Annotated in this window: 21 protein-coding genes and 1 other RNA gene; 3 read left to right on the plus strand and 19 right to left on the minus strand. The window is 71.2% G+C overall.

Translation table 11 applies throughout. From position 1 onward, the window contains the following. Positions 1-122: 122 nt before the first annotated feature. From QCN29_RS30620 to QCN29_RS30665, 10 genes are all read right to left on the minus strand, one after another. Positions 123-404, minus strand: a complete 282-nt coding sequence (locus QCN29_RS30620; RefSeq protein WP_016645140.1) for an HU family DNA-binding protein — start codon at positions 402-404, stop codon at positions 123-125. Positions 405-955: 551 nt separating this feature from the next. Further along, positions 956-2,389 (minus strand): NAD-dependent malic enzyme, encoded by a 1,434-nt coding sequence (locus QCN29_RS30625; protein ID WP_279932271.1) that lies wholly within the window; start codon positions 2,387-2,389, stop codon positions 956-958. 519 nt (positions 2,390-2,908) lie between these two features. Beyond that, positions 2,909-5,191, minus strand: coding sequence for a HelD family protein (locus QCN29_RS30630; protein WP_279932273.1), 2,283 nt, complete (start codon positions 5,189-5,191; stop codon positions 2,909-2,911). Between the two features lie 87 nt (positions 5,192-5,278). Then, positions 5,279-6,268, minus strand: a complete 990-nt coding sequence (locus QCN29_RS30635) for an anti-sigma factor family protein (protein WP_279932275.1) — start codon at positions 6,266-6,268, stop codon at positions 5,279-5,281. After that, entirely contained in the window at positions 6,265-6,861 is a 597-nt protein-coding gene (locus tag QCN29_RS30640) for a sigma-70 family RNA polymerase sigma factor (protein ID WP_240138860.1), read from the minus strand. The genes QCN29_RS30635 and QCN29_RS30640 overlap by 4 nt, the downstream gene beginning before the upstream one ends. A 297-nt stretch (positions 6,862-7,158) precedes the next feature. Further along, positions 7,159-7,788, minus strand: coding sequence for a CGNR zinc finger domain-containing protein (locus QCN29_RS30645; RefSeq protein WP_398860295.1), 630 nt, complete (start codon positions 7,786-7,788; stop codon positions 7,159-7,161). A 122-nt stretch (positions 7,789-7,910) separates the two neighbouring features. Further along, positions 7,911-9,128 carry a serine hydrolase domain-containing protein gene (locus tag QCN29_RS30650; RefSeq protein WP_279932276.1) on the minus strand — a complete coding sequence of 406 codons (1,218 nt, stop codon included), beginning with the start codon at positions 9,126-9,128 and terminating at the stop codon, positions 7,911-7,913. 135 nt (positions 9,129-9,263) lie between these two features. After that, positions 9,264-10,553: a uroporphyrinogen-III synthase gene (locus QCN29_RS30655; RefSeq protein ID WP_279932277.1), complete on the minus strand. Its 1,290-nt coding sequence runs from the start codon at positions 10,551-10,553 to the stop codon at positions 9,264-9,266. 112 nt (positions 10,554-10,665) lie between these two features. Further along, entirely contained in the window at positions 10,666-12,033 is a 1,368-nt protein-coding gene (locus QCN29_RS30660) for a NarK/NasA family nitrate transporter (protein ID WP_279932278.1), read from the minus strand. 94 nt (positions 12,034-12,127) lie between these two features. Next, positions 12,128-13,135 carry a LysR family transcriptional regulator gene (locus tag QCN29_RS30665; protein WP_279932279.1) on the minus strand — a complete coding sequence of 336 codons (1,008 nt, stop codon included), beginning with the start codon at positions 13,133-13,135 and terminating at the stop codon, positions 12,128-12,130. A 76-nt stretch (positions 13,136-13,211) separates the two neighbouring features. Here QCN29_RS30665 and QCN29_RS30670 point away from each other — a divergent pair, with 76 nt between their 5' ends. Beyond that, positions 13,212-14,510: an MFS transporter gene (locus tag QCN29_RS30670; RefSeq protein WP_279932280.1), complete on the plus strand. Its 1,299-nt coding sequence runs from the start codon at positions 13,212-13,214 to the stop codon at positions 14,508-14,510. Here QCN29_RS30670 and ssrA read toward each other — a convergent pair. The 5 genes from ssrA to ftsE form a co-directional block, all read right to left on the minus strand. Beyond that, positions 14,509-14,878, minus strand: a transfer-messenger RNA (tmRNA) gene (gene ssrA / locus QCN29_RS30675). The genes QCN29_RS30670 and ssrA overlap by 2 nt on opposite strands. 134 nt (positions 14,879-15,012) lie before the next feature. Further along, complete coding sequence (gene smpB / locus QCN29_RS30680; RefSeq protein WP_279932281.1) at positions 15,013-15,492, minus strand: SsrA-binding protein SmpB; 480 nt, start codon at positions 15,490-15,492, stop codon at positions 15,013-15,015. A gap of 18 nt (positions 15,493-15,510) precedes the next feature. Further along, positions 15,511-16,698 carry a S41 family peptidase gene (locus QCN29_RS30685; protein ID WP_279932282.1) on the minus strand — a complete coding sequence of 396 codons (1,188 nt, stop codon included), beginning with the start codon at positions 16,696-16,698 and terminating at the stop codon, positions 15,511-15,513. 67 nt (positions 16,699-16,765) lie between these two features. Continuing rightward, positions 16,766-17,683 carry a permease-like cell division protein FtsX gene (gene ftsX, locus QCN29_RS30690; RefSeq protein ID WP_240138851.1) on the minus strand — a complete coding sequence of 306 codons (918 nt, stop codon included), beginning with the start codon at positions 17,681-17,683 and terminating at the stop codon, positions 16,766-16,768. A gap of 9 nt (positions 17,684-17,692) precedes the next feature. Next, the gene (gene ftsE / locus QCN29_RS30695) at positions 17,693-18,382 is read right to left on the minus strand and encodes a cell division ATP-binding protein FtsE (protein ID WP_240138850.1); all 690 of its coding nucleotides are present in this window, start codon (positions 18,380-18,382) and stop codon (positions 17,693-17,695) included. 266 nt (positions 18,383-18,648) lie between these two features. Here ftsE and QCN29_RS30700 point away from each other — a divergent pair, with 266 nt between their 5' ends. Further along, a complete protein-coding gene (locus QCN29_RS30700; RefSeq protein WP_240138849.1) occupies positions 18,649-18,840 on the plus strand; it encodes a hypothetical protein in 192 nt (63 codons plus the stop codon). A gap of 85 nt (positions 18,841-18,925) precedes the next feature. Here QCN29_RS30700 and QCN29_RS30705 read toward each other — a convergent pair whose 3' ends face one another. The 4 genes from QCN29_RS30705 to QCN29_RS30720 form a co-directional block, all read right to left on the minus strand. Next, positions 18,926-19,603, minus strand: a complete 678-nt coding sequence (locus QCN29_RS30705; RefSeq protein ID WP_279932283.1) for a hypothetical protein — start codon at positions 19,601-19,603, stop codon at positions 18,926-18,928. A gap of 323 nt (positions 19,604-19,926) precedes the next feature. Further along, the gene (gene prfB / locus QCN29_RS30710; protein ID WP_279932284.1) at positions 19,927-21,039 is read right to left on the minus strand and encodes a peptide chain release factor 2; all 1,113 of its coding nucleotides are present in this window, start codon (positions 21,037-21,039) and stop codon (positions 19,927-19,929) included. Between the two features lie 38 nt (positions 21,040-21,077). Next, positions 21,078-22,358, minus strand: coding sequence for a serine/threonine-protein kinase (locus QCN29_RS30715; protein WP_279932285.1), 1,281 nt, complete (start codon positions 22,356-22,358; stop codon positions 21,078-21,080). Positions 22,359-22,432: 74 nt separating this feature from the next. Next, positions 22,433-24,232 (minus strand): serine/threonine-protein kinase, encoded by a 1,800-nt coding sequence (locus QCN29_RS30720; RefSeq protein ID WP_279932286.1) that lies wholly within the window; start codon positions 24,230-24,232, stop codon positions 22,433-22,435. A gap of 476 nt (positions 24,233-24,708) precedes the next feature. On the opposite strand from QCN29_RS30720, the gene QCN29_RS30725 reads away from it, so the two are divergent. Then, the coding region (locus tag QCN29_RS30725) for an FHA domain-containing protein (protein ID WP_279932287.1) at positions 24,709-25,480 on the plus strand (772 nt) is incomplete at its 3' end.

A 25,480-nucleotide genomic window follows, 5' to 3' on the forward strand; every position in this document is an offset into this window, starting at 1 on the left:
CCCCTCCGGGGAGGGTGCGCCGCGTGGCCGGCGCCCCACCCCCCTGCCGACGGCTTCGCTTCGGCGCGGACATCCAAAAGGGCGGCCACCGCGAGGTGGCCGCCCTTTGGTGTCGGCGGGGCTTACTTGCCCTTGGCGGCTTCCTTGAGCTTGGAGCCCGCGGAGACCTTCACGCTGTACCCGGCCGGAATGTTGATCGGCTCGCCGGTCTGCGGGTTACGAGCGGTACGAGCGGCACGGTGGGTGCGCTCGAAGGTCAGGAATCCGGGGATGGTGACCTTCTCGTCGCCCTTGGCGACGATCTCGCCGACGGTCTCGGCGAAGGCGGCCAGCACAGCGTCGGCGTCCTTGCGGGTCACCTCTGCGCGGTCGGCCAGCGCGGCCACCAACTCACTGCGGTTCATGTTGTTACTCCCGTGTTCTTCTTGCCTGTGAGGCGTGAGATCGAAGCCGATGCTGCCAGGGCCCTAGGACAGTCCCCGGACCCGGGTCTGCCGTCAGACCCTCGCGCCCAAATACGCATCCTGCCCCCACCAGCGGCGGGAAAGCCAATCCGGCACCCTTCGGAGTCACACGAAAAGCGCCAGAGCCCCGTCATGGTGACGTTCCGTCTACTTCCCGAGGACTGCGCGGAGCCGAGCGGCGGCGGCGCCGTACGGCACCGTGCGGTCCAAGCACGCGGCGTATGAGCGCAGAGCTCATGGACCGCCACACTAGAGCGGCCAAAGGGGCCCCAGGCCCCGCGACGCGCCGGGCGTCACGCCGATGTGGGGCCTCCCACAGCAGTTCGACGGACGCCGCCGGCCAGGCTGCCCCGGGGCGGACGCCGGCAGACCTCCGGCCCGTACCGGCCCGCGCTGCGGCCGACCCGGCCGCGTGCCCGCGAGCCATCCGCCCGGCCGTCCGGGCCGCCGCCGTCAGACCGTCAAGCCTCAAGCCCTCAAGCCTCAAGCCCTCAGATGGTCACCGCATTCGACGCGGCCACCCCCGCGGCCCGGGCCGCCTTCCGCACCGCTCCCGCGACCTCGCCCGCGACCTTGTCGTTGAAGACCGACGGGATGATGTAGTTCGGGTTCAGCTCGTCCTCGGTGACCACGTCCGCCAGCGCTGTGGCGGCGGCGAGCATCATCTCCGTGTTGACGGTGCGGGACTGCGCGTCCAGCAGACCGCGGAAGACACCCGGGAACACCAGCACGTTGTTGATCTGGTTCGGGAAGTCCGAGCGGCCGGTGGCGACCACTGCCGCGGTCTGGCGGGCGATCGCCGGGTCCACCTCCGGGTCCGGATTCGCGAGCGCGAAGACGATGGCGTCGTCCGCCATGGCCGCGACGTCCTCCGCGCCGAGCACGTTCGGGGCGGAGACGCCGATGAAGACGTCCGCACCGGCGACGGCCTCCTTGAGGGTGCCGGTGACGCCGTCGGGGTTGGTGTTGTCCGCGATCCAGCGCAGCGGCGAGTCCTCGGCGGCGTCCACCAGGTCGGCGCGTCCGGCGTGCACGACACCGTGGATGTCGGCCACCACGGCGTGCTTGACGCCTGCGGCGAGGAGCAGCTTCAGGATGGCCGTACCGGCGGCGCCCGCGCCGGACATGACGACCCGTACGTCCCCGATCTCCTTGCCCACCACGCGCAGCGCGTTGGTCAGGGCTGCGAGCACCACGATGGCGGTGCCGTGCTGGTCGTCGTGGAAGACGGGGATGTCCAGGGCCTCGCGCAGCCGCGCCTCGATCTCGAAGCAGCGGGGCGCGGAGATGTCCTCGAGGTTGATCCCCGCGAAGCCGGGGGCGATCGCTTTGACGATCTCGACGATGGCGTCGGTGTCCTGGGTGTCCAAGCAGATCGGCCAGGCGTCGATGCCGGCGAAGCGCTTGAAGAGGGCCGCCTTGCCCTCCATGACGGGCAGCGCGGCCCTGGGGCCGATGTTGCCGAGGCCCAGCACAGCGGAGCCGTCCGTCACGACCGCAACGGAGTTGCGCTTGATGGTCAGCCGGCGCGCGTCCTCGGGGTTCTCGGCGATCGCCATGCACACCCGGGCCACACCCGGCGTGTAGACCATGGAGAGGTCGTCGCGGTTGCGGATGGGGTGCTTGGACGCCATCTCGATCTTGCCGCCGAGGTGCATCAGGAACGTACGGTCGGAGACCTTGCCGAGGACGACGCCCTCGATCTTGCGCAGCTCCTCGACGATCTCATCGGCGTGCGCGGTGGAGGAGGCGGCGATCGTGACGTCGATGCGCAGCTTCTCGTGGCCGGAAGCGGTCACGTCCAGACCGGTCACGGAGCCGCCGGAGGACTCCACGGCCGTGGTGAGCTGGGAGACCGCGGTTCCGCTCGCGGGCACCTCCAGCCGGACCGTCATCGAGTACGAGACGCTGGGCGCCGTTGCCATGACCGGGTTCCTCTGCTTTCCCTAGCTTCGTTGCTGTGCGGCCGTGGCCTGTACTGCCCGGCGACGCTTTCCGATGTTCGCACCTACCAGCGGGTAGCCGGTAACAGGGCATTACTACGGAAAACGACTTCCACCATACGAGATTCGATCCCGCAGGGGAACGGAGGACTGGAGAAACGAAACAGGTCCGCACCACCCTCCGGGTGACGCGGACCTGTCCCATACGAGAAACACAGGAAACGCAAGAAAATCGGCACCGACCCGCCATGCTCGCCTCGCGGCAAGTGGTCGCTCGAAGCGACGAAGGTTGGGCCCGGGGGCTTGGATCGGGCCGATGCCACACCCAGGCTAACAAACGCCTCGGAAATGCGATTCCCGGACGCGGAGGCGATTCCCGGACGCGGAGACGACATGCAGGCGGCCGTCGAGACGGCAGGGACACGTCGGGAAGACCCGAGAAGAGGTCAAGCCGGCGACGAGTTGACTGCGGATCAGTCCGCGGCCGCCGGGGCCGGGGCGTCAGTCCCGCAGCAGATCCGGCACCCCGTTCCCGTCCGGCTCGTCCCGCTGCCCCGAGACCACTGTGAGCTGCTGCGTCGCCCGCGTCAGCGCCACGTACAGCACCCGCAGCCCGGCCGGGGACTCATCCGCGATCTCCGCGGGTGAGACGACCACCGTCGCGTCGTACTCCAGCCCCTTCGCCTCCAGCGAGCCGAGCGCGACCACCCGCTCGCCCAGACCGGCAAGCCACCTTGCGGCCTCCTCCCTGCGCTGCATGGCGACGACGACGCCGACCGTGCCGTCCACCCGCTCCAACAGCCGCAGCGCCTCCGCCCGCACGGCCTCCCCCAACGCCTCGCCGTCCTGCGCCACGGTGAAGCGCGGCTCCACGCCGGTGGAGCGGACCGCGGCCGGGGACTCCGCACCCGGCATGGCCAGCGCCAGCACCCTGGCGGCCAGCTCGGCGATCTCCGCCGGGTTGCGGTAGTTCACGGTGAGGCTGAAGCGCCGGCGCGGGCGGCTTCCCAGCGCCTCGTCGCGGGCCTCGGCGGCCTCGTCCGGCGACGACCAGGACGACTGCGCCGGGTCGCCCACGACCGTCCAGGTGGCGTGGCGGCCGCGGCGGCCGACCATGCGCCACTGCATGGGGGTGAGGTCCTGCGCCTCGTCGACGATGACATGCGCATACTCCGTGCGCTCCGCCGCCAGTCGATCGGCCCGCTCGCGCTGGGTCTCCTCCCGCTGCGGCATCAGCTCCTCCAGACCGGTGAGCTGCTCCAGCGGGTCGACCTCGCGCTTCCTGCGGGGCCGCGCCGGGGCCCCGAGGAGCGTCTGGAGCTCGTCCAGCAGCGCCACGTCGTGGACCGACAACTCCTGGCGGCGCAGCGAGCGGGCCACCCTGCGCACCTCGCCGGGGTTGAGCACCCGGCGGGCCCAGCGCCCGAGCCGCCGCTCGTCGGACATGGCGGAGAGCACCCCCCGCGCGGTGAGCTCCGGCCACCAGGCGTTGAGGAAGTCCAGGAAGGAGTCCTCGGCGCTGACGTCCTCGTCGAAGGAGGACCGCAGTTCGGCGGCGAGTTCGGGGTCGGTGTGCCGGGCGGCTGCCCCGGACTTGGCGTACAGGGCGTCGAGCAGCAGCCGGCGGGCGCGCGGGCGCAGCAGGTTGACGGGAGCGGTGCCGCCGAGGATGTTCTGGCGGATGCGCTTCAGCTCGTCCGCGTCCAGTTCGACGCGGCGGCCGAAGGCGACGACGCGCAGCCGATCAGGAGTCTCGCCCAGCTCCAGGGCCCCGCGGGCGGCCTTGCGGAGGATTCTCACCATCCGCGCCGAGCCCTTGACGCGGGCGACGGCGGGATCGTCGTACGCGTCGGCCTCCGCGCCGTCCACCAGGCTGCCCAGCGCCCGGATGGCGACCTGGCCCTCCTCGCCCAGCGAGGGCAGCACGCCCTCGGTGTAGGCGACGAGCAGCGGGGTCGGGGAGACGATCAGGATGCCGCCCGCGTACCGCCTGCGGTCCTGGTAGAGCAGATACGCGGCCCGGTGCAGGGCGACGGCCGTCTTGCCGGTGCCGGGGCCGCCCTCGACCTGGGTCACAGAGGCGGCGGGGGCGCGGATCACCAGGTCCTGTTCGGCCTGGATGGAGGAGACGATGTCCCTCATGGTGTGGCTGCGGGCCTGGCCGAGGGCAGCCATCAGCGCCCCGTCGCCGACGGCCGGGAGTTCGGCGCCGCCCAGGGTGGCGGTCAGCTCGGGGCGCATCAGGTCGTCCTCGACTCCGAGGACCTTGCGGCCCTTGGAACGGATGACCCGCCGGCGCACCACCCGGCCGGGGTCGACCGGGGTGGAGCGGTAGAAGGCCGCGGCGGCAGGGGCACGCCAGTCGATCACCAGCGGGGCGTATTCGGCGTCCAGGACGCCGATGCGGCCGATGTGCAGGGTCTCGCCGATCTCGGCGGCGCCGTCCGGCCCGATCGCGTCCTCGGCGGGCTCGACTGAGGTGTACGCGCCGTCGGGGCCCTTCTGGCCGTCCTTGCCGTACAGCAGGTCGATACGGCCGAAGAGGAAGTCCTCGAACTCGCTGTTCAGGCGGTTGAGGTGGACACCCGCCCGGAAGACCTGGGCGTCCCGCTCGGCGAGCGCTCCGGGCGTGCCGACCTGTCCGCGCTTGGCGGCGTCGTCCATGAGGAACTCCGCCTCGTGGATCTTCTCCTCGAGGCGGCGGTACACCTTGTCCAGATGTTCCTGTTCGACCGCGATCTCACGGTCGCGGACCGAGTCGACGGCGGTATCGTGCGCGGCCACCGTGGGCCCCCTTCTGACGTGCGCTGGGCAGCCGTCAACCGTACGCCAAGGGGGCGGGTCTGTCAGGCGGTGTCCGTCAGGCTCCTGTCAGGCGTCCACCTCCACCAGGCGCTCGCCGTCGAAAGTGCGCACCTCGAAGTGATCGATGTCGTTCCGCTCCATGGCCGAGCCGCCCTGCACATACAGCGGGTCCTTGGCGCTCTTGTGCGTGCTGCCGGGGATGCCGTAGCCCCACTCCGGGACGGCCCAGGAGGTGACGACCTCCTCCTCGCCGGTCTTGGAGACGGCGACGAGGCTGCACCGCAGCGGGCCCTTGACGTTCTTCAGCTCGAGCACCGTCCGGGTGCCCCAGGCCTTGTCCTGCATGCCCACGACGGCGCTGACCTTGGTCGTCGGATCCGTGGCCCGGACCTGCTCGTCCATGCCCTCGAAGGCCGTCTTCCCGGTCGGCTCCCCCGCCGCGCTCCGGCTGCCGGCGCCCGCGTCGCCTGCGGTGACCACGACCGCGACGGTGGGACCGCCGATGACCAGCGCCGCGGCGGCGGCCACCAGATACAGACCGCGCTTGCGCCGCCGGTCGCGCTTGACGGCGACCTCGCCGAGGAGGCCGTCGAGCATCCTGGGGCTGGGCTCGTGGGGTACGGCGGGGCGACGTGCGGCCGAGCGGCCCCCGGAGCGGTTGCCGCTGGATCGGTTGCCGGACCTGCGTCCGCCGGCTCTCTGCCGGTACTCCGGAAGGCCCGGCACCGACGACATGTCACGCATGCCGGGCAGCGGCCCCATGCCCTGCGTCATGCCGGACGCCGCCGGACCCGCGCTCTGCTCGGGTACGCCGGGCAGTCCGGAAGCGTCCGGCTCCCGCTGCGGCGGGGCCGGCGCCTCTGCCAGCATCGCCAGCATCGGCTCGATCCCCGAGAACTCCTCCAGATGGGCCGCGCAGATGTCGCAACCCGCCAGATGCGCCTCGAAGGCGGTGGCCTCGGCGTCGTCCAGGATGCCCAGCACATACGCGCCGACGGTGTCGTGGATGGACTCCTGTTCCTGCCCGGGTTCCTGCCGTGGCTCATATGTGTTCATGCCGTGACCCCCCTCTCTTCCAGAGCGAGCTTCATGGAACGGAGCGCGTAGAAAACCCGGGACCGCACCGTCCCGCTGGGTATGCCGAGTGTCTCGGCCGCCTCATTGACCGTGCGCCCCTTGAAGTATGTCTCGACCAGAACTTCCCGGTGAGCGGGCGTCAAATCATCGAGCGCATCTGAGAGCGTCATCAGCCACAACGCCTTGTCGATCTCGTCCTCCGCGGGCATGACCTCCAGCGGCGCCGGATCGACCTCCTGCGGCCGGGCCTGCCGGCTGCGGTGACCGTCGATGACGATGCGTCGGGCGACCGTCACCAGCCAGGGTCTGACAGAGCCGGTGGCCCGATTGAGCTGACCGGCGTTCTTCCAGGCACGGATGAGCGTCTCCTGCACCACGTCCTCGGCACGCTGGCGGTCGCCTGCGACGAGACGCAGCACATAGGCGAGCAACGGCCCCGCGTGCTCGCGATAGAGCGCACGCATCAACTCCTCGTCGGGGACGGGGGTGACGGAGGAGTCGACACGTCGTTTCTCGCTGCGATGGCGGGCCCGTTGAGGACGGTCATCGGCCACGGCGGCATCCTTGCGCAACCTGAACCTCCCGGTCGAGACCCTGTTGACAGTCGGCTGGCGGTCTCTCCCCCATCCGTACGGAGGCGGCGCGTGGATCACTCAACGCGGCAGCGAGAAAATCAGGAAATCTTTTTCCGGGGCCGCGGGGGTCTGCCGAAGCCCTGCGCGGACGTTCTGTACCGGGCTTCGGTCCGGGAGCCTGGCAGCCTGCTCGGGAGACCTGCTCGGGGAGCCTGCTCGGGAGACCTGCTCGGGGAGCCTGCTCGGGGAGCCTGCTCGGAGACCTGCTCGGGAGACCTGCTCGGGAGGCCTCCGCTACAGATGGGCCGCGGCCGCCCGCCGCCGGTGCCGGGCCACGCGCTCGCGGTTGCCGCACAGTTCGCTGGAGCACCAGCGGCGGCGCTGCCCTCGGGAGGTGTCCAGGTACACCCGACGGCAGTTGTCGCCCTCGCACTGCCGCAGCCGGGCCCGGGCCGCCGGGTCGGTCAGCAGCTCGACGGCGTCACGGGCGACGACCGCCAGCAGTTCCCGGCAGTCGGGCGCTGCCCACAGCGCCCGTACGAGCCCGCCGTCCGCACCGGTCACGGCGCGGACGGCGGGCGGCGGTGCGGCGGCGAACGCGTTCACCCGCTCCAGGGCGGCTTCGGCGCACCGCCCCTCGATCTGGGCGCGGACCAGCTGGCCCACACAGTCGCGGAGTTCGGCGAACCGGGCGACCCAGCGGGAGTCCACGCCGGGCAGCGCGGTCTCGGCCGGCACCAGCCCCGCGCCGACCAGCCAGCGGGCGAGCACCCCGGGTTCGGCCAGCGGTTCCCGGTCGGCGTGCGCCGCCTCCGAAGAGGCCACGAGGTCCAGGCAGATGCGCCCGGAGTCAAACCTCCACTCGTACGAGGACGAGGTCCGGGACCTTGCCGTCGCGCCTGCCATGCCGGCCGTGCGTGCCATGCGCCTGCCACCGCCTCGGGGTCACCGCCGGCCGCCGTCGCCGTCGGCCGTTCCCACCAGAGTGCCCCGCCGTGCCTGCCGCCGAAAGCCCTCCTCGCTTACCCCGGAGTGACGCCTTCGACTCATCGCAGGGTGGTGTTCGGCGCGATGTCCTCGTGCCGCGGCTCGGCGATGCGCTTCGTGGCCGCGGGGGCGGCCTGCTCGCCGCAGAAGGCGGCCTCCAGGGTGCGTGCCATGGTGCCCAGCACCGGCCCGTTGTTGGAGGTGTTGGCCATCGCCGTCAGGCTGCGCTTTCCGTCCTTCGTGGTGAAGGAGTAGGTGTAGTAGCCCTGCATGGTGCCGGTGTGGCCGTAGACGGAGACCCCGCAGGACAGATCGCGGCGGCGGAGCCCGAGGCCGTACCCCTGGGTGCTGTTGACCGGCGTCCACTGCTGCATCTGCTTCAGCGACTCGGCGGTGAGCAGCCGCCCCTCGAACAGCCCGGAGAAGAAGGTGTTCAGATCACGTGTGCTGGAGATCATCGCGCCCGCGCTCTGCGCCCAGGAGGCGGTCTGGCGCGTGGCGTCGACGGTCGGCGCGGCCGGGTCGTCGTCCGGGAGGTAGCCCTTGGTGTGGCGGCCGGGGATGCGGGTGCCGGGGTGGACGTACACGGTGTCCCGCAGCCCCAGCGGCCGGATGATCCGGTCGCGGTACTCGACGGCGAGGGAGCGGCCCGAGACCTTCTCGATGAGCATGCCGACGACGACGAAGTTGGTGTTGGAGTAGCGGTACGGCCCGCCGGGCTCGCCGTTCAGCGGCCGCTCCAGCGAGAGGTCGACCAGCTCCTGGAGGGTGAAGACCTTGTTCCGTACGGCCTCGAAGCCGGGAACGGTCTGGGCGAACATGTCGTTGGTGTAGTCGTACAGGCCGCTGCGGTGGCTGAGCACATGACGGACCGTGATCCGGTCGTCGGGCAGCAGTCCGGGCAGATAGTCGTTGACGGAGGCGTCGAGGTCGACCCTCCCCTCGTCGACGAGCTGGAGAAGGGCGACGGCGGAGAAGGACTTGGTGACGCTGCCGACGCGGAAGCGGTCCTCGGTGCTCAGCGCCCGCCCCGCGGTCTTGTCGGCGACGCCCTTGGAGAGCCGGTAGACGGCGCCGTCGTCGTCGATTCTGGCCATCGCGCCCGGGGCGTTCTGGTCCAGCGCGGTGCTCAGCACCCCGGACAGCGCGGTGAGGTCGGGGGGCGTGTCGGCGCTGCCTGCGGCATGCGCGGGAACGGTTGTGAGGGTCAGCAGGACGGCGCTGAGCGCCGCACCCGCCCCGAGTGCGCCCGCCTTGCGGGACGCGCTGGTGAGCATGCGTGGTTCTCCCCTGTGGTCATGGGCGCGCTGTCGGTACAGCGCGTCCCATGCCGTATACGCGCAACGTGTGTGGCAGGTTGCGCCTCATGGGGAGTCCACACGGAAATGGCGGAAATCATGCGCCGCGGGACGCTACGGCGCCGGAGTGCCCGCGTATGGGCCGCCGGCGTTGGCGCCGCCCGTTTCTGCGCCGCCGCCGGAGTTGCCGCCGCCGGCGTTCGCGCCGTCGGCGGTGGTGCCGTCGGCGGTGGTGCCGTCGGCGTTCGCGCCGTCCGCGTATGTGCCGTCGGCGTACTTGCCGTCCGACACCGGGTCCAGGGCCAGCCGGTAGCCCCGTTTGACGACCGTCTGGATGAGCTTCGGCGCCCCCAGGGCCGTACGGAGCCGGGCCATCGCCGTCTCCACGGCGTGTTCGTCGCGCCCCGCGCCCGGCAGTGCGCGCAGCAGGTCGGCGCGGGAGACCACCCAGCCGGGCCGCCGGGCCAGCGCGCGCAGGAGCGCCATTCCGGCGGGCGGAACGGGGCGCAGCTCGTCGTCGACCAGAACGGCGTGGCCGCGGATCTCGACCCGGCGGCCGGCGATGGGCAGGACCCGGGCACGCGCGGGCAGCTCGGCCCCGATGAGCTGGACGAGCGGTCCGAGCCGGAAGCGCTCCGGCTGCACGGTGTCCACGCCGCGCGCCTGCAGCGGCAGGGCGGTGACCGGCCCCACACAGGCCGCGAGGACGTCGTGGTCCAGTGTGTCGAGCAGTTCGTGCAGCTGGCCGCGTTCGTCGGCGCGGGAGAGCAGGGAGGCGGCCGCCGGTGCGCTGGTGAAGGCGATGGCGTCCAGCGCCCCGGTGAGGGCGGCGTCCAGCAGCCGGTCCAGCGGTGCGAGGTCCTGTGGCGGCATCCACCGGTAGACGGGTACGAGGACGACGTGCGCGCCGCCGGCCCGCAGCGACTCCACGAAGCCGGGCAGCGGCTCGCCGTGCAGCTGAAGGGCGATCCGTCGACCCGAGACTCCTTCGGAGAGCAGCCGGTCGAGCACTTCGGCCATGGATTCGGAGGCCGGAGACCAGTGTTCGGTCAGTCCTGCGGCCCGTATCGCTCCTTTGACCTTCGGTCCGCGGGCCAAGAGCTCCACGGTGCGCAGCCGGTCGAGAAGCGCTTCGCCGTGGCCCCAGCCGTCCGCCGCCTCCACCCACCCGCGGAAGCCGATGGCGGTGGTGGCGACGACTACGTCCGGGGCGTGGTCGATCAGCTCTTTGGTGGCGGCGAGGAGTTCGGTGTCGTCGGCGAGCGGGACAATGCGCAGGGCAGGGGCGTGGACGACGGAGGCGCCGCGCCTGAGCAGCAGCGCGCCGAGTTCGTCGGCGCGCCGGGCGGCGGTGACTCCGACGGTGAACCCCGCCAGGGGGCCTGGTCGGCGGTCGTCTTGCATGGTGTTCGTCCCCACGTGTGCGGATGGGTCAACCGAGCCTGCCAAGCGTGCGTGACAGGCTCGGTTCACCCGTATTTCCCTGCGGTTACGGAGTGCTGCCGGTGGGCAGCGATCACACCCTGGCGTAGCTGAGCTGCGGCTCCGCCTCGGACGGGGCCTCGGATCCGGTCCCGGCGGAGGCCGGCGCGGCGGCCGGGCGGCGAAGGTATACCGCCCAGGTCACGACGGAGCACACCGCGTAGAAGGCCAGGAAGGCGGCGAAGGCGGCGGTTCCGGTGCCGCCGGTGAGGAAGGACTGGCGGAAGGCGAGGTTGATGCCGAGCCCGCCGAGGGCGCCTGCCGCACCGATGAGGCCCATCGACGCCCCGGAGAGCCGGCGTCCGTGCGCCGCGGCCGCCTCCCCCGTCAGGCCCTTGGCCAGTGCCTTGGTCTGGAAGATGCCCGGGATCATCTTGTAGGTGGAGCCGTTGCCGATGCCGGTCAGCACGAAGAGCGCGATGAAGCCGGCGAGGAAGCCGGGCAGCGACTCGCTCACGGAGGCGGTGACGACGACGGCGGTGGCCGCGGCCATGGCGATGAAGTTCCACAGCGTGACGCGCGCGCCGCCGAGGCGGTCGGCGAGGAGTCCGCCGACGGGCCGGATCAGCGAGCCGAGGAGCGGACCGATGAAGGTGAGCGAGGCGGCCTGCAGCGGGGTGCGGCCGAACTGTGTGGTGAGGACGAGGCCGAAGGCGAAGCTGTAGCCGATGAACGAGCCGAAGGTGCCGATGTAGAGGAACGACATGATCCAGGTGTGCGCGTCGCGGGCGGCCTCCTTGGCGGCCCCGGTGTCGTTCTTGACCGGCGCGAGGTTGTCCATGAACAGCGCCGCGCAGACGGCGGAGAGGATGACCAGCGGGATGTAGATGCCGAGCACGATCCGCGGGTTGGCGGCGCCCGCCGTGCCGATGACCAGCAGGCCGATCAACTGCACCACGGCGACGCCGATGTTGCCGCCGCCCGCGTTGACGCCGAGTGCCCAGCCCTTCTTGCGCAGCGGGAAGAAGGAGTTGATGTTGGTCATGGAGGAGGCGAAGTTGCCGCCTCCGACGCCGGTGAGGACCGCCACCGCCATGAACGTGCTGTATGAGGTGCCCGGCTCCATCACCGCGAAGGCGGCGAGCGTCGGCGCGAGCAGCATCAGCGCGCTGAAGACCGTCCAGTTGCGGCCGCCGAAGCGGGCGACGGCGAACGCGTACGGCACGCGGATCACCGCGCCGACGAAGGTGCCGACGGCGATCAGGAAGAACTTGCCGGCGGGGTCGATCCCGTACTCCGGCCCCATGAAGAGGACCATCACGGACCACAGGCTCCACACGCAGAACCCGATGTGCTCACTGACCACGGAGAAGATGAGATTGCGGCGGGCGATGCGCTCGCCCTTCTCCCGCCAGAAGGTCTCGTCCTCCGGGTCCCACTGCTGAATCCACCGGCCAGCCATCACATGCCTCCACGGGTGTCGGATCGTGGCAACGACGCTAGAAACGGCTCGTTTCAGCGCCGTGGCAGGAGGTGACCGGTCTGAAACCTTGCTCTCACCCGGCGGACATCCCGTCTGTGAGCCCGCGGCCGGGCGATGCGCCCATCATGTCCGCATCCTCCCCGGGAACCCAGTCCTCATCCCGTCTGACCAGCCAGTTCCCGGCGGCGGCCAGCTCGGCCGCGGCGGCGCGGAGCGCTTCGAGGCCAGGGTGACGCAGGCCACGCCGCCAGACGAGAGAGACGGGGGACAGCGGCACGGGGTCGGTGAGCGGCCGCAGCACCGTGCCCGGGATGGCCGAATAGCCGACCACCGCGAGCACCGGGTGGCCTGTTTTCGCCATCATCCGCCGAAACTCGTCGACGCCCACCGCGAGCGGCGCGGGCGGCGCCAGCCGGATGCCGCGGCCCGCGAAGAGCCGCCGGGCGAGGTCCGTCCACTCCAGCGTCCGGTCGTTGCCGGCCCCGGCGTACACGGTCTCGCCGGACAGCACGGACAGCGGGATGCGCTCCAGCCGGGCGAGCGGATGGCCGTGCGGCAGCAGCAGGGCCATCGGCTCGTACCGTACGGGCTGCTGCGCCAGCAGCTTCCGGACGGCGGGGTCGAGCCCGGCGAACCGCCCGAAGGACACATCCAGCCGTCCGGCGGCGATCTGCTCGGCCGCCCCGGTGAGCCCGCTTTCGAAGCGCGCCATCAGCTCGCAGTCCGAGGCGAGTTCACGGGCGCGTTTCAGCACCTCGGAGGAGGTCATGCCCTCGCTGTTGAGGTCGACGAGCAGCGGGCGGGCCGGATCGCCGGCGGCCGTGGCGAGTTCCTCGTACGCATCGAGGACGTTGCGGGCGTACGGCAGCAGCCGCCGCCCGTCGGCCGTCAGCGCCACCTGCCGGGTGCTGCGGACGAACAGCTCGACGCCGAGCTGCCGCTCCAGTCGCCGGATGTCGCGGCTCAGGGCCTGCTGGGCGACGAAGAGACGGGCGGCGGCGCGGGTGAAGTGCAGTTCGTCGGCGACGGCGGCGAAGCCGCGGAGCAGGCGGGGTTCGATGTCGGGGACCACGACCGCCATTTAACAACGTGAGTGCGTGAATCGTCCCCGATCAGGTGTTGGACGCCGTCTCCCGTGCGCCCCGAGGCTTGTCCGCATGCCGACTCCTTCCCGCCCCCTCCCGCGTCCGCCCCTTCTCGCCGTCACCCCGGAGACACTGGCGGCGGCCCCGCGTTTCACCCCGCCCCGTTCTGTGCCACCCCGCCCTCCGGGCCCCTACGCGCGCCTCTTCGCCACCCCCGGCGTCCGCGCCTTCACCGCCGGAAGTCTGCTGGCCCGCCTTCCGATGGGGATGTTCAGCGTCAGCGCGATCATCATGATCGCCGGGAGCCGGGGCTCATACGCGCTGGCCGGCGCGGTCACGGCGACGGGTCTGGCCGCCACGGCCGCGGCAGCGCCCTGGACGGCGCGGCTGGTGGACCGGCACGGCCAGGCCCGTATCGCCGTGCCGGCCACCGTGTGCGCGGTGCTCGGCTGGCTGGCGCTGCTGCTGTGCGTACGCTTCGACGCGCCGGACTGGACCCTCTTCGCCGCCTACGCCGCGACGGCGACCACCCCCAACACGGGCGGCATGTCCCGCGCCCGCTGGGCCCGCCTCCACCGGGGCGACCCCGCGGCCCTGCACACGGCGAACTCCTTCGAGCAGGCCGCGGACGAGCTCTGCTTCATGCTGGGTCCGGTGCTCGCGGCCGTGCTGTGCTCGTCCCTCTTCCCCGAAGCGGGCACACTGACCGCAGCCGTACTCCTCCTCACCGGCGTGCTGGTCTTCGCGTCCCAGCGCGCCACCGAACCCCCGGTCGCGCCGCCCCAGCCCCGGACCCACGCCCGCCTGCCGCTGGGCCTCTTCGCGGTCTTCCTGGCGCTGGGCGGGGTCTTCGGCGCGATGGAGGTCGTCACCCTCGCCCATGTCGACGCCCCCGCGGCGGGTGCGGTCCTGGCCCTGGCGGCGGCGGGCTCCTGCGCTGCGGGCCTCGTCTACGGCCGCATCCGCCGCACGGTCGGGCTGCGCTCCTGCCTGGCGGCGCTGACGGTCCTGATGTTCCTGCCGCTGCTGTCCGCCCTGACCATCGGCAGCCTCCCGGCCCTCGCCCTGGCGCTCCTGCTCGCCGGAACGGCCACCGCCCCGACGATGATCACCGCCATGGCCCGGGTCCAGCGCCACACCCCCGCCTCCCGCCTCAACGAGGGCATGACCCTGGCGGTCACCGCCCTCCTCGCCGGCTTCGCCGCCGGCTCCGCGACGGGCGGCTGGACGGCGGACCACGCCCCTACGGCGGCGTACGCCTACGTGGTCCCGGTCATCGCCGCGGCGCTCGCACTGGCGGCGGCAGCGGCTCCGCAAAAAGCCTCCGGCCCGCGAGCGGGCTCGCGGGCCGGAGGCCAATACATGGGATGAGTGGAGATGGCGGGAATCGAACCCGCGTCCAACGGTGCGGAACCAGGGCTTCTCCGTGTGCAGTCCGCTGCGATTTTCTCGGCCCCGGAGATCACGCGAACAAGTCTCCGACGGGCTCAGTCACTGTTTGATTTCCCTCTACGCCCCGTGACCGGGCTTAGAGGTTTAGTCCCCTAGCTGATGCCAGGATCCGGGTCGGGAACAGCCCCGGGCTGACACTTCGCAGGTCGCTACTTAGGCAGCGAGGGCGAAGGAATCGCGCTTGGTGTTGGCGATTATTGGTTGCGACATATGGTTTACGAGATCATTGCCGCTTCCTCGACACGCTTCCCCTGCTTCGACATCCGCTGTCGAAACCGATCATCCCCATGTGCATTTTTCAAGGTGTGCACCTGCCGTGCGGTGCAGGTGTCATCGTACGTGACCAACGCCTGCGGATGCCAGCGCATTCCCGCTGCCGACGACAGGCGTCAGGCCCGAGGCCCGCCGGCGGCGGCAGGCGTCAGGTCCGCTGGCGGCGGCGGGCCGCCGAGATCGCGCGTTCGGCCTCGCGGCGGTCCTGCTTCTCACGGAGCGTCTGGCGCTTGTCGTACTCCTTCTTGCCCTTCGCCAGGGCGATCTCGACCTTCGCCCGGCCGTCCTTGAAGTACAGGGCGAGCGGCACGATCGTGTGACCCGTCTCCTGTGACTTGGACTCCAGCTTGTCGATCTCGGCGCGGTGCATCAGCAGCTTCCGCTTGCGCCGTGCGCTGTGGTTGGTCCAGGTGCCCTGGCTGTACTCCGGCACGTGGACGTTGTGCAGCCATGCCTCGTGGCCGTCGATCTGGACGAACCCGTCTGCCAGCGAGGCCCGCCCCTGACGCAGCGACTTCACCTCGGTGCCCATCAGCACGAGACCGCACTCGTAGGTGTCGAGGATGTGGTAGTCGTGCCGCGCCTTCTTGTTCTGCGCGATCAGCTTGCGCCCTTTTTCCTTTGCCATAGTGCCGTCATTTTCGCACTACGAGCCGCCCCCGAGGCCACTCAATACTGCCCGGGCCCGATCCTCGGCCCGCTCGGTGACACTGAGGTCCGGGGTGATGCCCTGGCCGTCGACGCTCTGGCCGGCCGGGGTGCGGTAGTGGCCGACGGTCAGCTCGGCGACCGAGCCGTCCGGCAGCTCGCTGGGCATCTGCACCGATCCCTTGCCGAAGGTCTGCGAGCCGACGGCGACGGCCCGGCCGCGGTCGCGAAGCGCACCGGTGAGGAGCTCGGCCGCGCTCATGGTGCCTCCGTCGATCAGGACGACCAGCGGCCGGTCGACGTCGCCGCCGGCCTCTGCGTACAGGGACCGCTGCTCTCCGTGGACGTCGTATGTGGCGACCAGGCCGCCGTCGAGGAAGGCGGATGCCGCTATGACGGCCTCGGAGACCAGACCGCCCTGGTTGCCACGCAGGTCGAGCAGGATTCCGGCGTTCTCGGGGGCCTCGCGGACAGCCTCGCGGACCCGCTCGCCCGATCCCTTGGTGAAGGAGGAGACCTTGATCATGACGATGCCGTCCGCGTCCGGCGGCTGCTCGACGGTGACGGTCTGAGTGGTCAGCCGGGCGCGCCGTATGGTCTCGGTCCAGCTGCGGCCGTCCCGCTCAAGACCGAGGGCGACGGATGTGCGGTCGCCGCCGCGCAGCAGGGCCGTGACCTCGGTGACGGGCCGCTCGGCGACCGGGCGGCCGTCCACGGCGAGGAGCTGGTCGCCGGCTCTGATGCCTGCCTTGTCCGCGGGGCCGCCGGGCCGCACCTTGGCGATCTCGATGCCGCCGTCGCGGGTGCGTCTCGCCCAGAGCCCGACGCCCGTGTACTCGCCGTCGAGGGCCTTGGCGAACTCCTCGTACTCCCGCTTGTCGTATACCGCGCCCCAGCGGTCGCCGCTGCGGCTGACGACCTCCTCGGCGGCCTTCACGCCGGACTTGCCGTCGGCCATCGCCTCCGCGGCGGCGCGTGCCACCTCCTCGCGGTCGAGATGCCCGACGGCGTCCCGGGGGCCGGGGGCGGAGGGACGGGCGGCGGACGGACGGGACGGCGACGGATCTTCCTCGCGGGGCAGCGCGTTGGTGGCGGCCGCGGTGGCCAGGACTCCGGCGAACACCAACGACAAGACCGCCCCGCGGCCGATGCGGCGGGGCCGAATGCTGAACTCCTGGCCCGGCATGGCGTTGAGTGTAGGACAAGCAAAAGGCGCCGTACGGCTGTTGGCCATACGACGCCAGGGGTGCTTGTCACACCTTGAGGTACTTGCGCAATGCGATGGCAGCCGCAAGGGCGGGCATCAGCAGGCCGATGACCAGCACCAGCGGCAGCACCGCCAGCACCGCGTCCCAGCCGATGAAGTTCACCAGCTGCATCTTCTCGGAGAGCGCGAGACCGCCGTCGATCAGGAAGTACCTGCCGACCAGCAGCAGTACGGAGGCGACGACTCCGCCGAGCAGGCCCGCGAAGGCGGCCTCCATGATGAACGGCATCTGGATATAGAAGCTGGAGGCGCCGACCAGCCTCATGATGCCTGTTTCACGACGACGGCTGAACGCCGAGACGCGCACGGTGTTGACGATCAGCATCAGGGCGATCACCAGCATCAGGCCCATCACGGAGAGGGCCGCGATGTTCATGCCCTTCATCAAGTTGAAGAGGTTCTCCAGGATGCCCCGCTGGTCGACGACCGACTGCACACCGTCCCGGCCGGCCACGGCCGTTGCCACGACCTTGTACTTCTCCGGATCCTCGAGCTTGACCCGGAACGACTCCTGCATCTGGTCCGGGGTGATCGTCGACGCGATGGGGGTGTCGCCGTACTGCTCCCGGTAGTGCTTGTACGCCTCCTCGGCCGACTCGTGGTGGACCGACTGGACGATGCTCATCTTCTTCAGATCGTCTTCGATCTGCTTCTTCTGCTCGGCGGTGACCGCGCCCTTGGAGCACTTGTCCGAAGTGGCCGCGTCGTTCTTGTTGCAGAGGAAGATGGAGACGTTGACCTTGTCGTACCAGTAGTCCTTCATCGTGCTGACCTGCTCGCGCATGAGCAGCGCACCGCCGAAGAGGGCGAGCGACAGGGCCACGGAGACGATGACGGCGAAGGTCATCGTAAGATTGCGGCGGAGACCGACGCCGATCTCCGACAGGACGAACTGGGCGCGCATGGCGTCCTTTCAGTGCTGGTAGCCGTAGACGCCGCGTGCCTGGTCGCGTACGAGACGGCCCTTTTCGAGCTCGATCACACGCTTGCGCATCTGGTCGACGATGTTCTGGTCGTGGGTCGCCATCACCACGGTGGTGCCGGTGCGGTTGATGCGGTCCAGCAGCTTCATGATGCCGACGGAGGTCTGCGGGTCCAGGTTGCCGGTCGGCTCGTCCGCGATCAGCAGCATGGGGCGGTTGACGAAGGCGCGGGCGATCGCCACACGCTGCTGCTCACCACCGGAGAGCTCGCCGGGCATCCGGTCCTCCTTGCCGCCGAGGCCGACGAGATCGAGCACCTGGGGCACGGCCTTGCGGATCTCGCCGCGGGGCTTGCCGATGACCTCCTGGGCGAAGGCCACGTTCTCCGCGACGGTCTTGTTGGGGAGAAGACGGAAGTCCTGGAAGACCGTGCCCAGCTGGCGGCGCATGTGCGGCACCTTCCAGTTGGACAGCCGGGCGAGGTCCTTGCCCAGCACATGGACCTGGCCGTGGCTGGCTCGCTCCTCACGGAGGATGAGGCGGAGGAAGGTCGACTTTCCGGAACCGGAGGAGCCCACGAGGAAGACGAACTCACCCTTCTCGATCTCGAGGGAGACTTCGCGCAGAGCGGGACGGTTCTGCTTGGGATAGCTCTTGGAGACGCTGTCGAATCGGATCACAGTGCACCACGCGGTCAGCCGGGAGGAAGTAGGTGAGCGTGAGATTACGCGACACGGACAGGCGTGCGCAGTCGGCGTCCCCGGTTGCGCCTTTTGTCTGGGTGTGAGAGTGGACCGACCCAGCGGGACGCGCCGAAAACCGCGCGAGCTGGCACAGTGGGAGTGGAACACCCGGGAACCGTCGCGTTTCCCCGGGCGTTGCCGGGAAGAAGTGTGCTTGAGGTCCGCGACTGCGGCCGGCCGGGCACGCGGGAGGAGGAAAGCGCATGACCTATGACCGATTGGTGTGCGCGAACTGTGCGGCTCCGGTTACCGAGGGTCGCTGCCCGGTCTGCCGGGCGAACCGCGAGCGGCTGCAGCAGAGCCCCTTCGGCGGACTGAGCCCGGCGGCGCTGCTGACGCTGCTGGCGCTGCTGATCGCGGCGGCGGGGCTGCTGGCCGCGCACCAGACCGCGTAATCACTCATACGTACGCAAGGGCCCGGGGCTGTTTCCAGCCCCGGGCCCTTGTGCACTGTGCACCCGTAAGGCGCTGCGCACTGGATCAGACAGCGGTACGGCCGCCGGCGACGAGGCGCGGCAGCATACGGAAGCCGACGCCACCGGCGATCATGGTCGCGGCGCCGACCAGCAGGAACGTGGTCTCGGCGGCGCCGGTCTCGGCCAGCTCCTCCTTGGCCTCACCCTGCTGCACCGGCTTCGAGCCGACGTTGTTCGTGCCCGGGGTGTTGCTGTCGGAGCACTCGGCGCCGTCAAGGTCGACGGTGCAGGTGGTGGTGCCACCGCCGTGGGTGTCCTCACCGTTGCCGCCGCCGCTGTTCGCGGTTTCGCTGCCGCCGTTGCCGCCCGCGCCGCCGCTGTTGGCGTTGCCGCCGCTGTTCGCGGTTTCGCTGCCGCCGTTGTCGCCCGCGCCACCGCTGTTGGCGTTGCCGCCCGTCGTCGGCTCCTCACCAGAACCACCGGTCGTCGGCTCCTCACCAGAACCACCCGTGGTCGGCTCCTCACCACCACCCTCGGACGTGTTGCCGCCGTCGACACCGCCGGCCGGGTTCTCGTCGTCCGGGTTCGCCTCGGCGGCGACGGTGACCTCGGCGTTCAGGCCTCCCAGGCCCGGCTCGTCGTCCACGGCCTGGGCGACACCCGCGGCGGTGAGCGATGCACCGGCCGCGATCACCGCGCCTGCCGCGATACGCGCAACGCGGATCCGCGTCTTCTTCGTCATGTAACTGCTACCCCCAGTAGCTGTACTCGTCATAGGACAGCGTCCAGGGCAGCGGACACCGAAGGTCGTTCACTGCGCCCCCCGTGTCACACGCGCCCCGAGATACGCATGTCGCGCGTCAGCTTTCCCAGTTTTCGCACTAGCGTCAAGGTGGTTGCGCGTGCGATGTCCGAAATGGCATTGCTTGCCTGACCTGCGGGGATGCAACTGTGACGTAAAACTGAACTGCCGCCCCTCAGGCGGCAGTTACCTTGTCGACAAAGCGAGTTTTCATTTACTCAGGCGGTTGCGCCAGCGAATTCCGGCATACGGCAGCAGCCGGATTACTTCTCCTGCTCCTGCTGCTTGCGCCAGCGGATGCCGGCCTCGAGGAAGCCGTCGATGTCGCCGTCCAGGACGGACTGCGGGTTGCCGACCTCGAACTCCGTACGCAGGTCCTTGACCATCTGGTACGGGTGCAGGACGTAAGAGCGCATCTGGTTGCCCCAGGAGCTGCCGCCGTCGCCCTTGAGGGCGTCCATCTTGGCGCGCTCCTCCTGGCGCTGGCGCTCGAGGAGGCGTGCCTGGAGGACACGGAGGGCCGAGGCCTTGTTCTGGATCTGGGACTTCTCGTTCTGGCAGGAGACCACCACGCCCGTGGGGATGTGGGTGATGCGCACCGCGGAGTCGGTGGTGTTGACCGACTGGCCGCCGGGGCCGGAGGAGCGGTACACGTCGATGCGGAGATCGTTCTCCGGGATCTCGATGTGGTCGGTCTGCTCGACGACCGGCAGCACCTCGACGCCCGCGAAGGACGTCTGGCGGCGGCCCTGGTTGTCGAACGGCGAGATGCGGACCAGGCGGTGCGTGCCCTGCTCGACCGAGAGCGTGCCGTAGGCGTACGGGGCGTGTACGACGAAGGTGGTCGACTTGATGCCGGCCTCCTCCGCGTACGACGTCTCGTAGATCTCGGTCTTGTAGTCGTGGTTCTCGGCCCAGCGCAGATACATGCGCTGGAGGCGCTCGGCGAAGTCGGAGGCGTCGACGCCGCCGGCCTCCGCGCGGACGGTGACGAGGGCCTCGCGCTCGTCGTACTCGCCGGAGAGCAGGGTGCGGACCTCCAGCTCGTCCAGCGCCTTGCGCACATCGGCGAGCTCCGCCTCGGCCTCGGCCATGGTGTCCGGGTCGTCCTCGGCCTCGGCGAGCTCGAAGAGCACCTCGAGATCGTCGATCCGGGCGCGCAGCGCCTCGGTCCTGCGGACCTCGGACTGGAGGTGCGAAAGCCTGCTGGTGATCTTCTGTGCCGCTTCCGGGTCGTCCCACAGGGACGGTGCGGCCGCCTGCTCCTCGAGCACGGCGATGTCTGCCCTCAACTTCTCGAGGTCCAGAACGGCCTCGATCGACCGCATGGTCGAGGAGAGGGACTTCAGCTCTTCGGATACATCGACGACTGCCACGGGTCCAGCGTAACGGCTGCCTGCGACACTCCTGCCCCCTAGGGTTCGGCGGTCGCCGGGGGACGGGAGTCCTCGGGCTGCTGATCGCCGTCGTCTCCGCTGGTGGCGAGCCAGCCGCCGACGCCTGCCGCCGCTGCCAGGACCAGTCCGGCGGCGCCGAGCACGAGGCGTCGCTTCCGCACCGCCTCCGCCTTGTGCCGGGCGGAGCCGGGGCGGTGCCGGCCGGGGACGCGGGGCGCCCGAGCCGTGCCGCGCGCCCCGCCCGCGAGCTCGTCAGGGCCGGGCACGCGCATGGAGGTGTGGGTGTCCCGGTTGGAGTCGGCGGGCGTCGCTCCGGGCACCAGCGGGACCGCGCCGCGCCGCCGGGGAGCGTCGGAGCCCTCCGGGGGCGTGCTCTGCTCGTACGGCTCCGAGGACGGCTGGACCTCGGGCTCGTCCGGCTCGTCGACGTCCAGCGGAGCCATGCCCGCCACCAGCGGCAGCAGGTCGTGCAGCCGGGCGGCCAGCTCGGAGGCGCGCAGCCGGGAAGCGGGCGCCTTGGCCAGGCACTGCACGATGAGCTGCCACAGCTCGTCGGGGATGCCGGGCAGCGGCACCACGGTCTCGGTGACATGGCGGCGCAGCACCGCGCCGGGGTGGCCGCCGCCGAAGGGGGTGAAGCCCGCGAGGAGTTCGTACAGGACGGTCGCCAGGGCGTAGATGTCGACCGCGGCGCGCGGCGGCAGGCCCTCGACGATCTCGGGGGCGATGTAGTCGGGTGTGCCGATGATCCCCGAAGGGTTCGGGGAGTGCGGGCCCGTGGGGCGGGCCTTGATACGCCGCGGGGTGTCGATCAGCTTGGCCACGCCGAAGTCGGTGAGCAGTGCGGGGTGCGCCCCGCCTGGGCCGAGCGGGCCCTCCATGTCGAGGAGGATGTTCTCCGGCTTGACGTCGCGGTGGACGACCCCTGCCGCGTGGGCGGCGGCGAGCGCCTCGGCGACGTCCGCGGTGATCGCCACGGCCGCCGCGGGCGCGAGCCTGCGCTCCCGGTCGAGCCGGGTGCGCAGATCGGTGCCGCGGACGAGGTCCATGACGAGTGCGAGGTCCTCGCCGTCGACGACGAGGTCCCGCACGCCGACGATGCGTGGGTGGTCCAGCCCGAGCAGGGCCGTGCGCTCCTGGACGAAGCGGCCTACGAGCTCTTGGTCGCTGGCGAGGTCCTCGCGCAGCAGCTTGACGGCCACGGGCCCTTCCGGCCCCTCGCCGAGCCACACCGTGCCCGCGCTGCCCCGCCCCAGGATCTGCTGGGCCGTGTAACGGCTGCCGATATTCCGTGCCAAGACTGCTCCCTCAGCGCTGGCGATGCCCCACGCCCCCGTTCGCCCTGACGCCTAAACGTACGCGGGTGAGATGGCTACTGTCCGGTTCCCGTGCCGGCGCCGGTGCCGGGATCGGAGCCGCCGAGCTCCGAGACCCAGTCGCTGACGGCCGTGACGGCGTCACCGATGGCGTCCCAGTAGCCCTTGCCCTGTGCGACCCAGTCCTGGAGCGGGGTCAGCTCCCAGATGAGCCAGCCCGCGACGACGAGCAGGACGATGGTGAAGAGACAGCCCTTGAGGCAGCCGAGGCCCGGGATGCGCATGGGGTTGGCGCTGCGTCGGCGCGGCTCTCTGGGCTCCCTCGGGGGCCGGGGCTCGGGCTGCCGGCGCTGCTCGGGCGGCGGCTGCGGAGGCGCGTACTGCTGTTGCTGCGGCGGCGGGGCGTACTGCTGGGGCGCCGGTGGCGCCTGGCGCTGAGAACGGCGTCGCGCCGGCCGCTGAGGTTGCGGCTGAGGCTGCTGGTACGGCTGAGGAGCCTGCGAGGCCTGCTGATGTTGATACGGCTGCGGGGGCTGCTGTTGGTACGGCTGAGCCTGTGGGGGCTGCTGTTGGTACGGCTGGGACTGCGGGGGCTGCTGCGACTGGCGCGTGGGGCGGCGTCGCAGCGGGTCCTCGCTCGGGTCGAGGTACTGGATCTGCGTCTGCTCGTTGCGGTCGCGCGCCGCCTGGAGTTGCGACTGCCAGGGGTGCGGGTCCTCGGGACGGCCGGAGTCGCCCGGGGTCCCGGGAGCGCCTTCGGGGCGCGGCGGCACGGGCGGCATGACGGCGGTCGGGTCGGCGCCGGGCAGATCCGCGCCGCCGGGCGCGCCGGTCTGCGGCAGCACGCTGGTCGCGGCCGCCGGGTCGTACGACGGCACGGACCCGCCGCTCGGCAGCACCTGTGTGGAGTCGGCGGCGCCGGGGGCGTCGGGGACCTGTGCGGGGGCGGGATCGGGCGCGAGCAGGGCGCCGACGCCCTCCGCCGCCTCGATCTGCGCCGCCGTGGAGTGGACGCCGATGCCCGCGGCGACGGTGCGCAGGCCGCGAGCCAGGTTCTCGGCGCTCGGCCGCTCGGCCGGCTCCTTGCGCAGACAGCGTTCGATGACCGTCCACAGAGGGTCAGGGACGGTGGAGGGGCGGCGTGGCTCCTCGCTCAGATGGCGGTGGAGCACCTCGAGCGCGGTGCCGCCCGCGAACGGGGGCCGCCCGGTGACCAGTTCGTAGATCAGGATGCCCGCGCCGTAGATGTCGACAGCGGAGGTCTGCGGTCGGCCTTCGGCCGACTCGGGCGCGACGTAGGCGGGCGTGCCGACGAATTCGTGCGTACGGGTCAGCCCCGGGGAGTCCGCGAGGCGCGCGATGCCGAAGTCGGTGAGCATCGGGTGCATCTGGCCGTCGCGCTCGGCGAGCAGGACGTTCGCGGGCTTGAGATCCCGGTGGACCACGCCGTCGGCGTGGCTGGCGGCGAGCGCGTCGGCGACCTGCGCGGTGAGGAGACAGGCGGCGACGGGGGTGAAGGGCCCGTTCTCTCGCAGGTACCGGTGCAGGTCGGGGCCGTCGATCAGGTCCATGACGAGGGCGAGCAGATCGCCCTCGACGACGAGGTCGCGGGTGCGGACGATGTTGGGGTGGGTCAGCCGGAGCAGCACGGAGCGCTCCCGCAGGAACCGCATCACGACATCCGCGTCGTTGGCGAGCTCCTCCTTCAGGACCTTGATCGCGACGGTCTCGCCGGGCTGCCCCGGAACGGCCGCTTCAGTGCCCGCGGTCTCCCGCTGGCGGGCTCGCCAGACGGTGCCCGTGGCGCCGCGGCCGAGCGGCTCCTCGAGCAGGTACTTGCTGCCTACCGGCCGCACGTCATGCGCTCCCTGCTGATCGTGGTCCTTGCGTGGCCCGGATGCGTCCGGGTGTCCGACCCACTTTAAGGCCGTGCGGCGCATCGCCGGGGTGCCCGACCGTCGATGATCTTGCCGATGGCGGGGCGCCGGCACGTCACCGGACTGCTCCGGAGGGCTCAGGAGCCCTCGGAAGAGGCCCCGGAAATCCCGCCGCGCCCCGCTGAGGCGTTCGCCGGAAAGACGCGCAAATAGGGCCGAAGGTTGCCGGATCTCCTCGCGGCAGACGCCTGCCAGGCACTTTCGCGACCGGAGACGATCGTTCAAGATCACTTATGACCGGGGTGCGGGCAGGTTGTCGGAGGCAGGTGCGAGGATGCACTCAGCACGAAAGCGGTGAGGGAGGGAGCCTCGCGGCGCGTGCCGACCTGCCGGGTGGGGGATCACAGGGCGGCTCCCCTGCCGGGCACCCCGCGCAGAAGGGATTGCTCAGGGCGATGCAGATCCGGCTGACCGTCTTCGCGCCGCGCAGCGGGCAGTCCGCGGCGACCGCAGCACCCGCGGCCCCCTTGGTTCCCCCGGGCCCCTCGCACTCCCCGGCCCCCACGTCGGCGTCCTCGCCGGCGTCCGCCGCCGGACCCGCGGGACGGACCTGCGACGTGCTGGTCACCGCGCCCGCCGGCACCCCCCTGGCGGCGGTGGCGTCCGGGCTGGCGTCGGCGGTCTGCGGCCCCGACGCGCCGGGCTCGGTCGTGCTCTACGCGGGCGGGGAGAGGCTGGACGCCCAGCGCCGGGTGCTGGGGGAGCCGCCGCTGATCGACGGAGCGGTGCTGAGGCTCCAGTCCCCGGGGGAGGACGAGGAGGTGTCCGCCGACGCCTCGGCGCGGTTCCAGCAGCTGCATGTGGTCGCGGGGCCGGACGCGGGCGGCGTGCATCTGCTGCACGGCGGCCGGATCGCCATCGGCCGTTCGGCGGACGCGGACGTCGCGCTGGACGACCCCGACGTGTCCCGGCTGCACTGCGCCGTCACGGTCGACGGGGACGGCCGGGTCACGGTGGAGGACCTCGGTTCGACAAACGGCACGACGCTGGACGGCGCCCCGGTGGGCCGCGCCCCCGTGCGCCTCCCGGCGGGCTCCCTCCTCCGGGCCGGCGAGTCCACGCTGCGGCTCGCCGCGCCGCCCGGCACACCCCCGCTGGCGACGGCCTCCGACGGCGAGGGCCGGCTGCGGGTGCGGAGCGGCCTCGCGGCCGACCCGGGCGCGGGCG

The sequence above is a fragment of the Streptomyces chengmaiensis genome, from assembly GCF_029846775.1.
GTDB classification, from domain to species: domain Bacteria; phylum Actinomycetota; class Actinomycetes; order Streptomycetales; family Streptomycetaceae; genus Streptomyces; species Streptomyces chengmaiensis.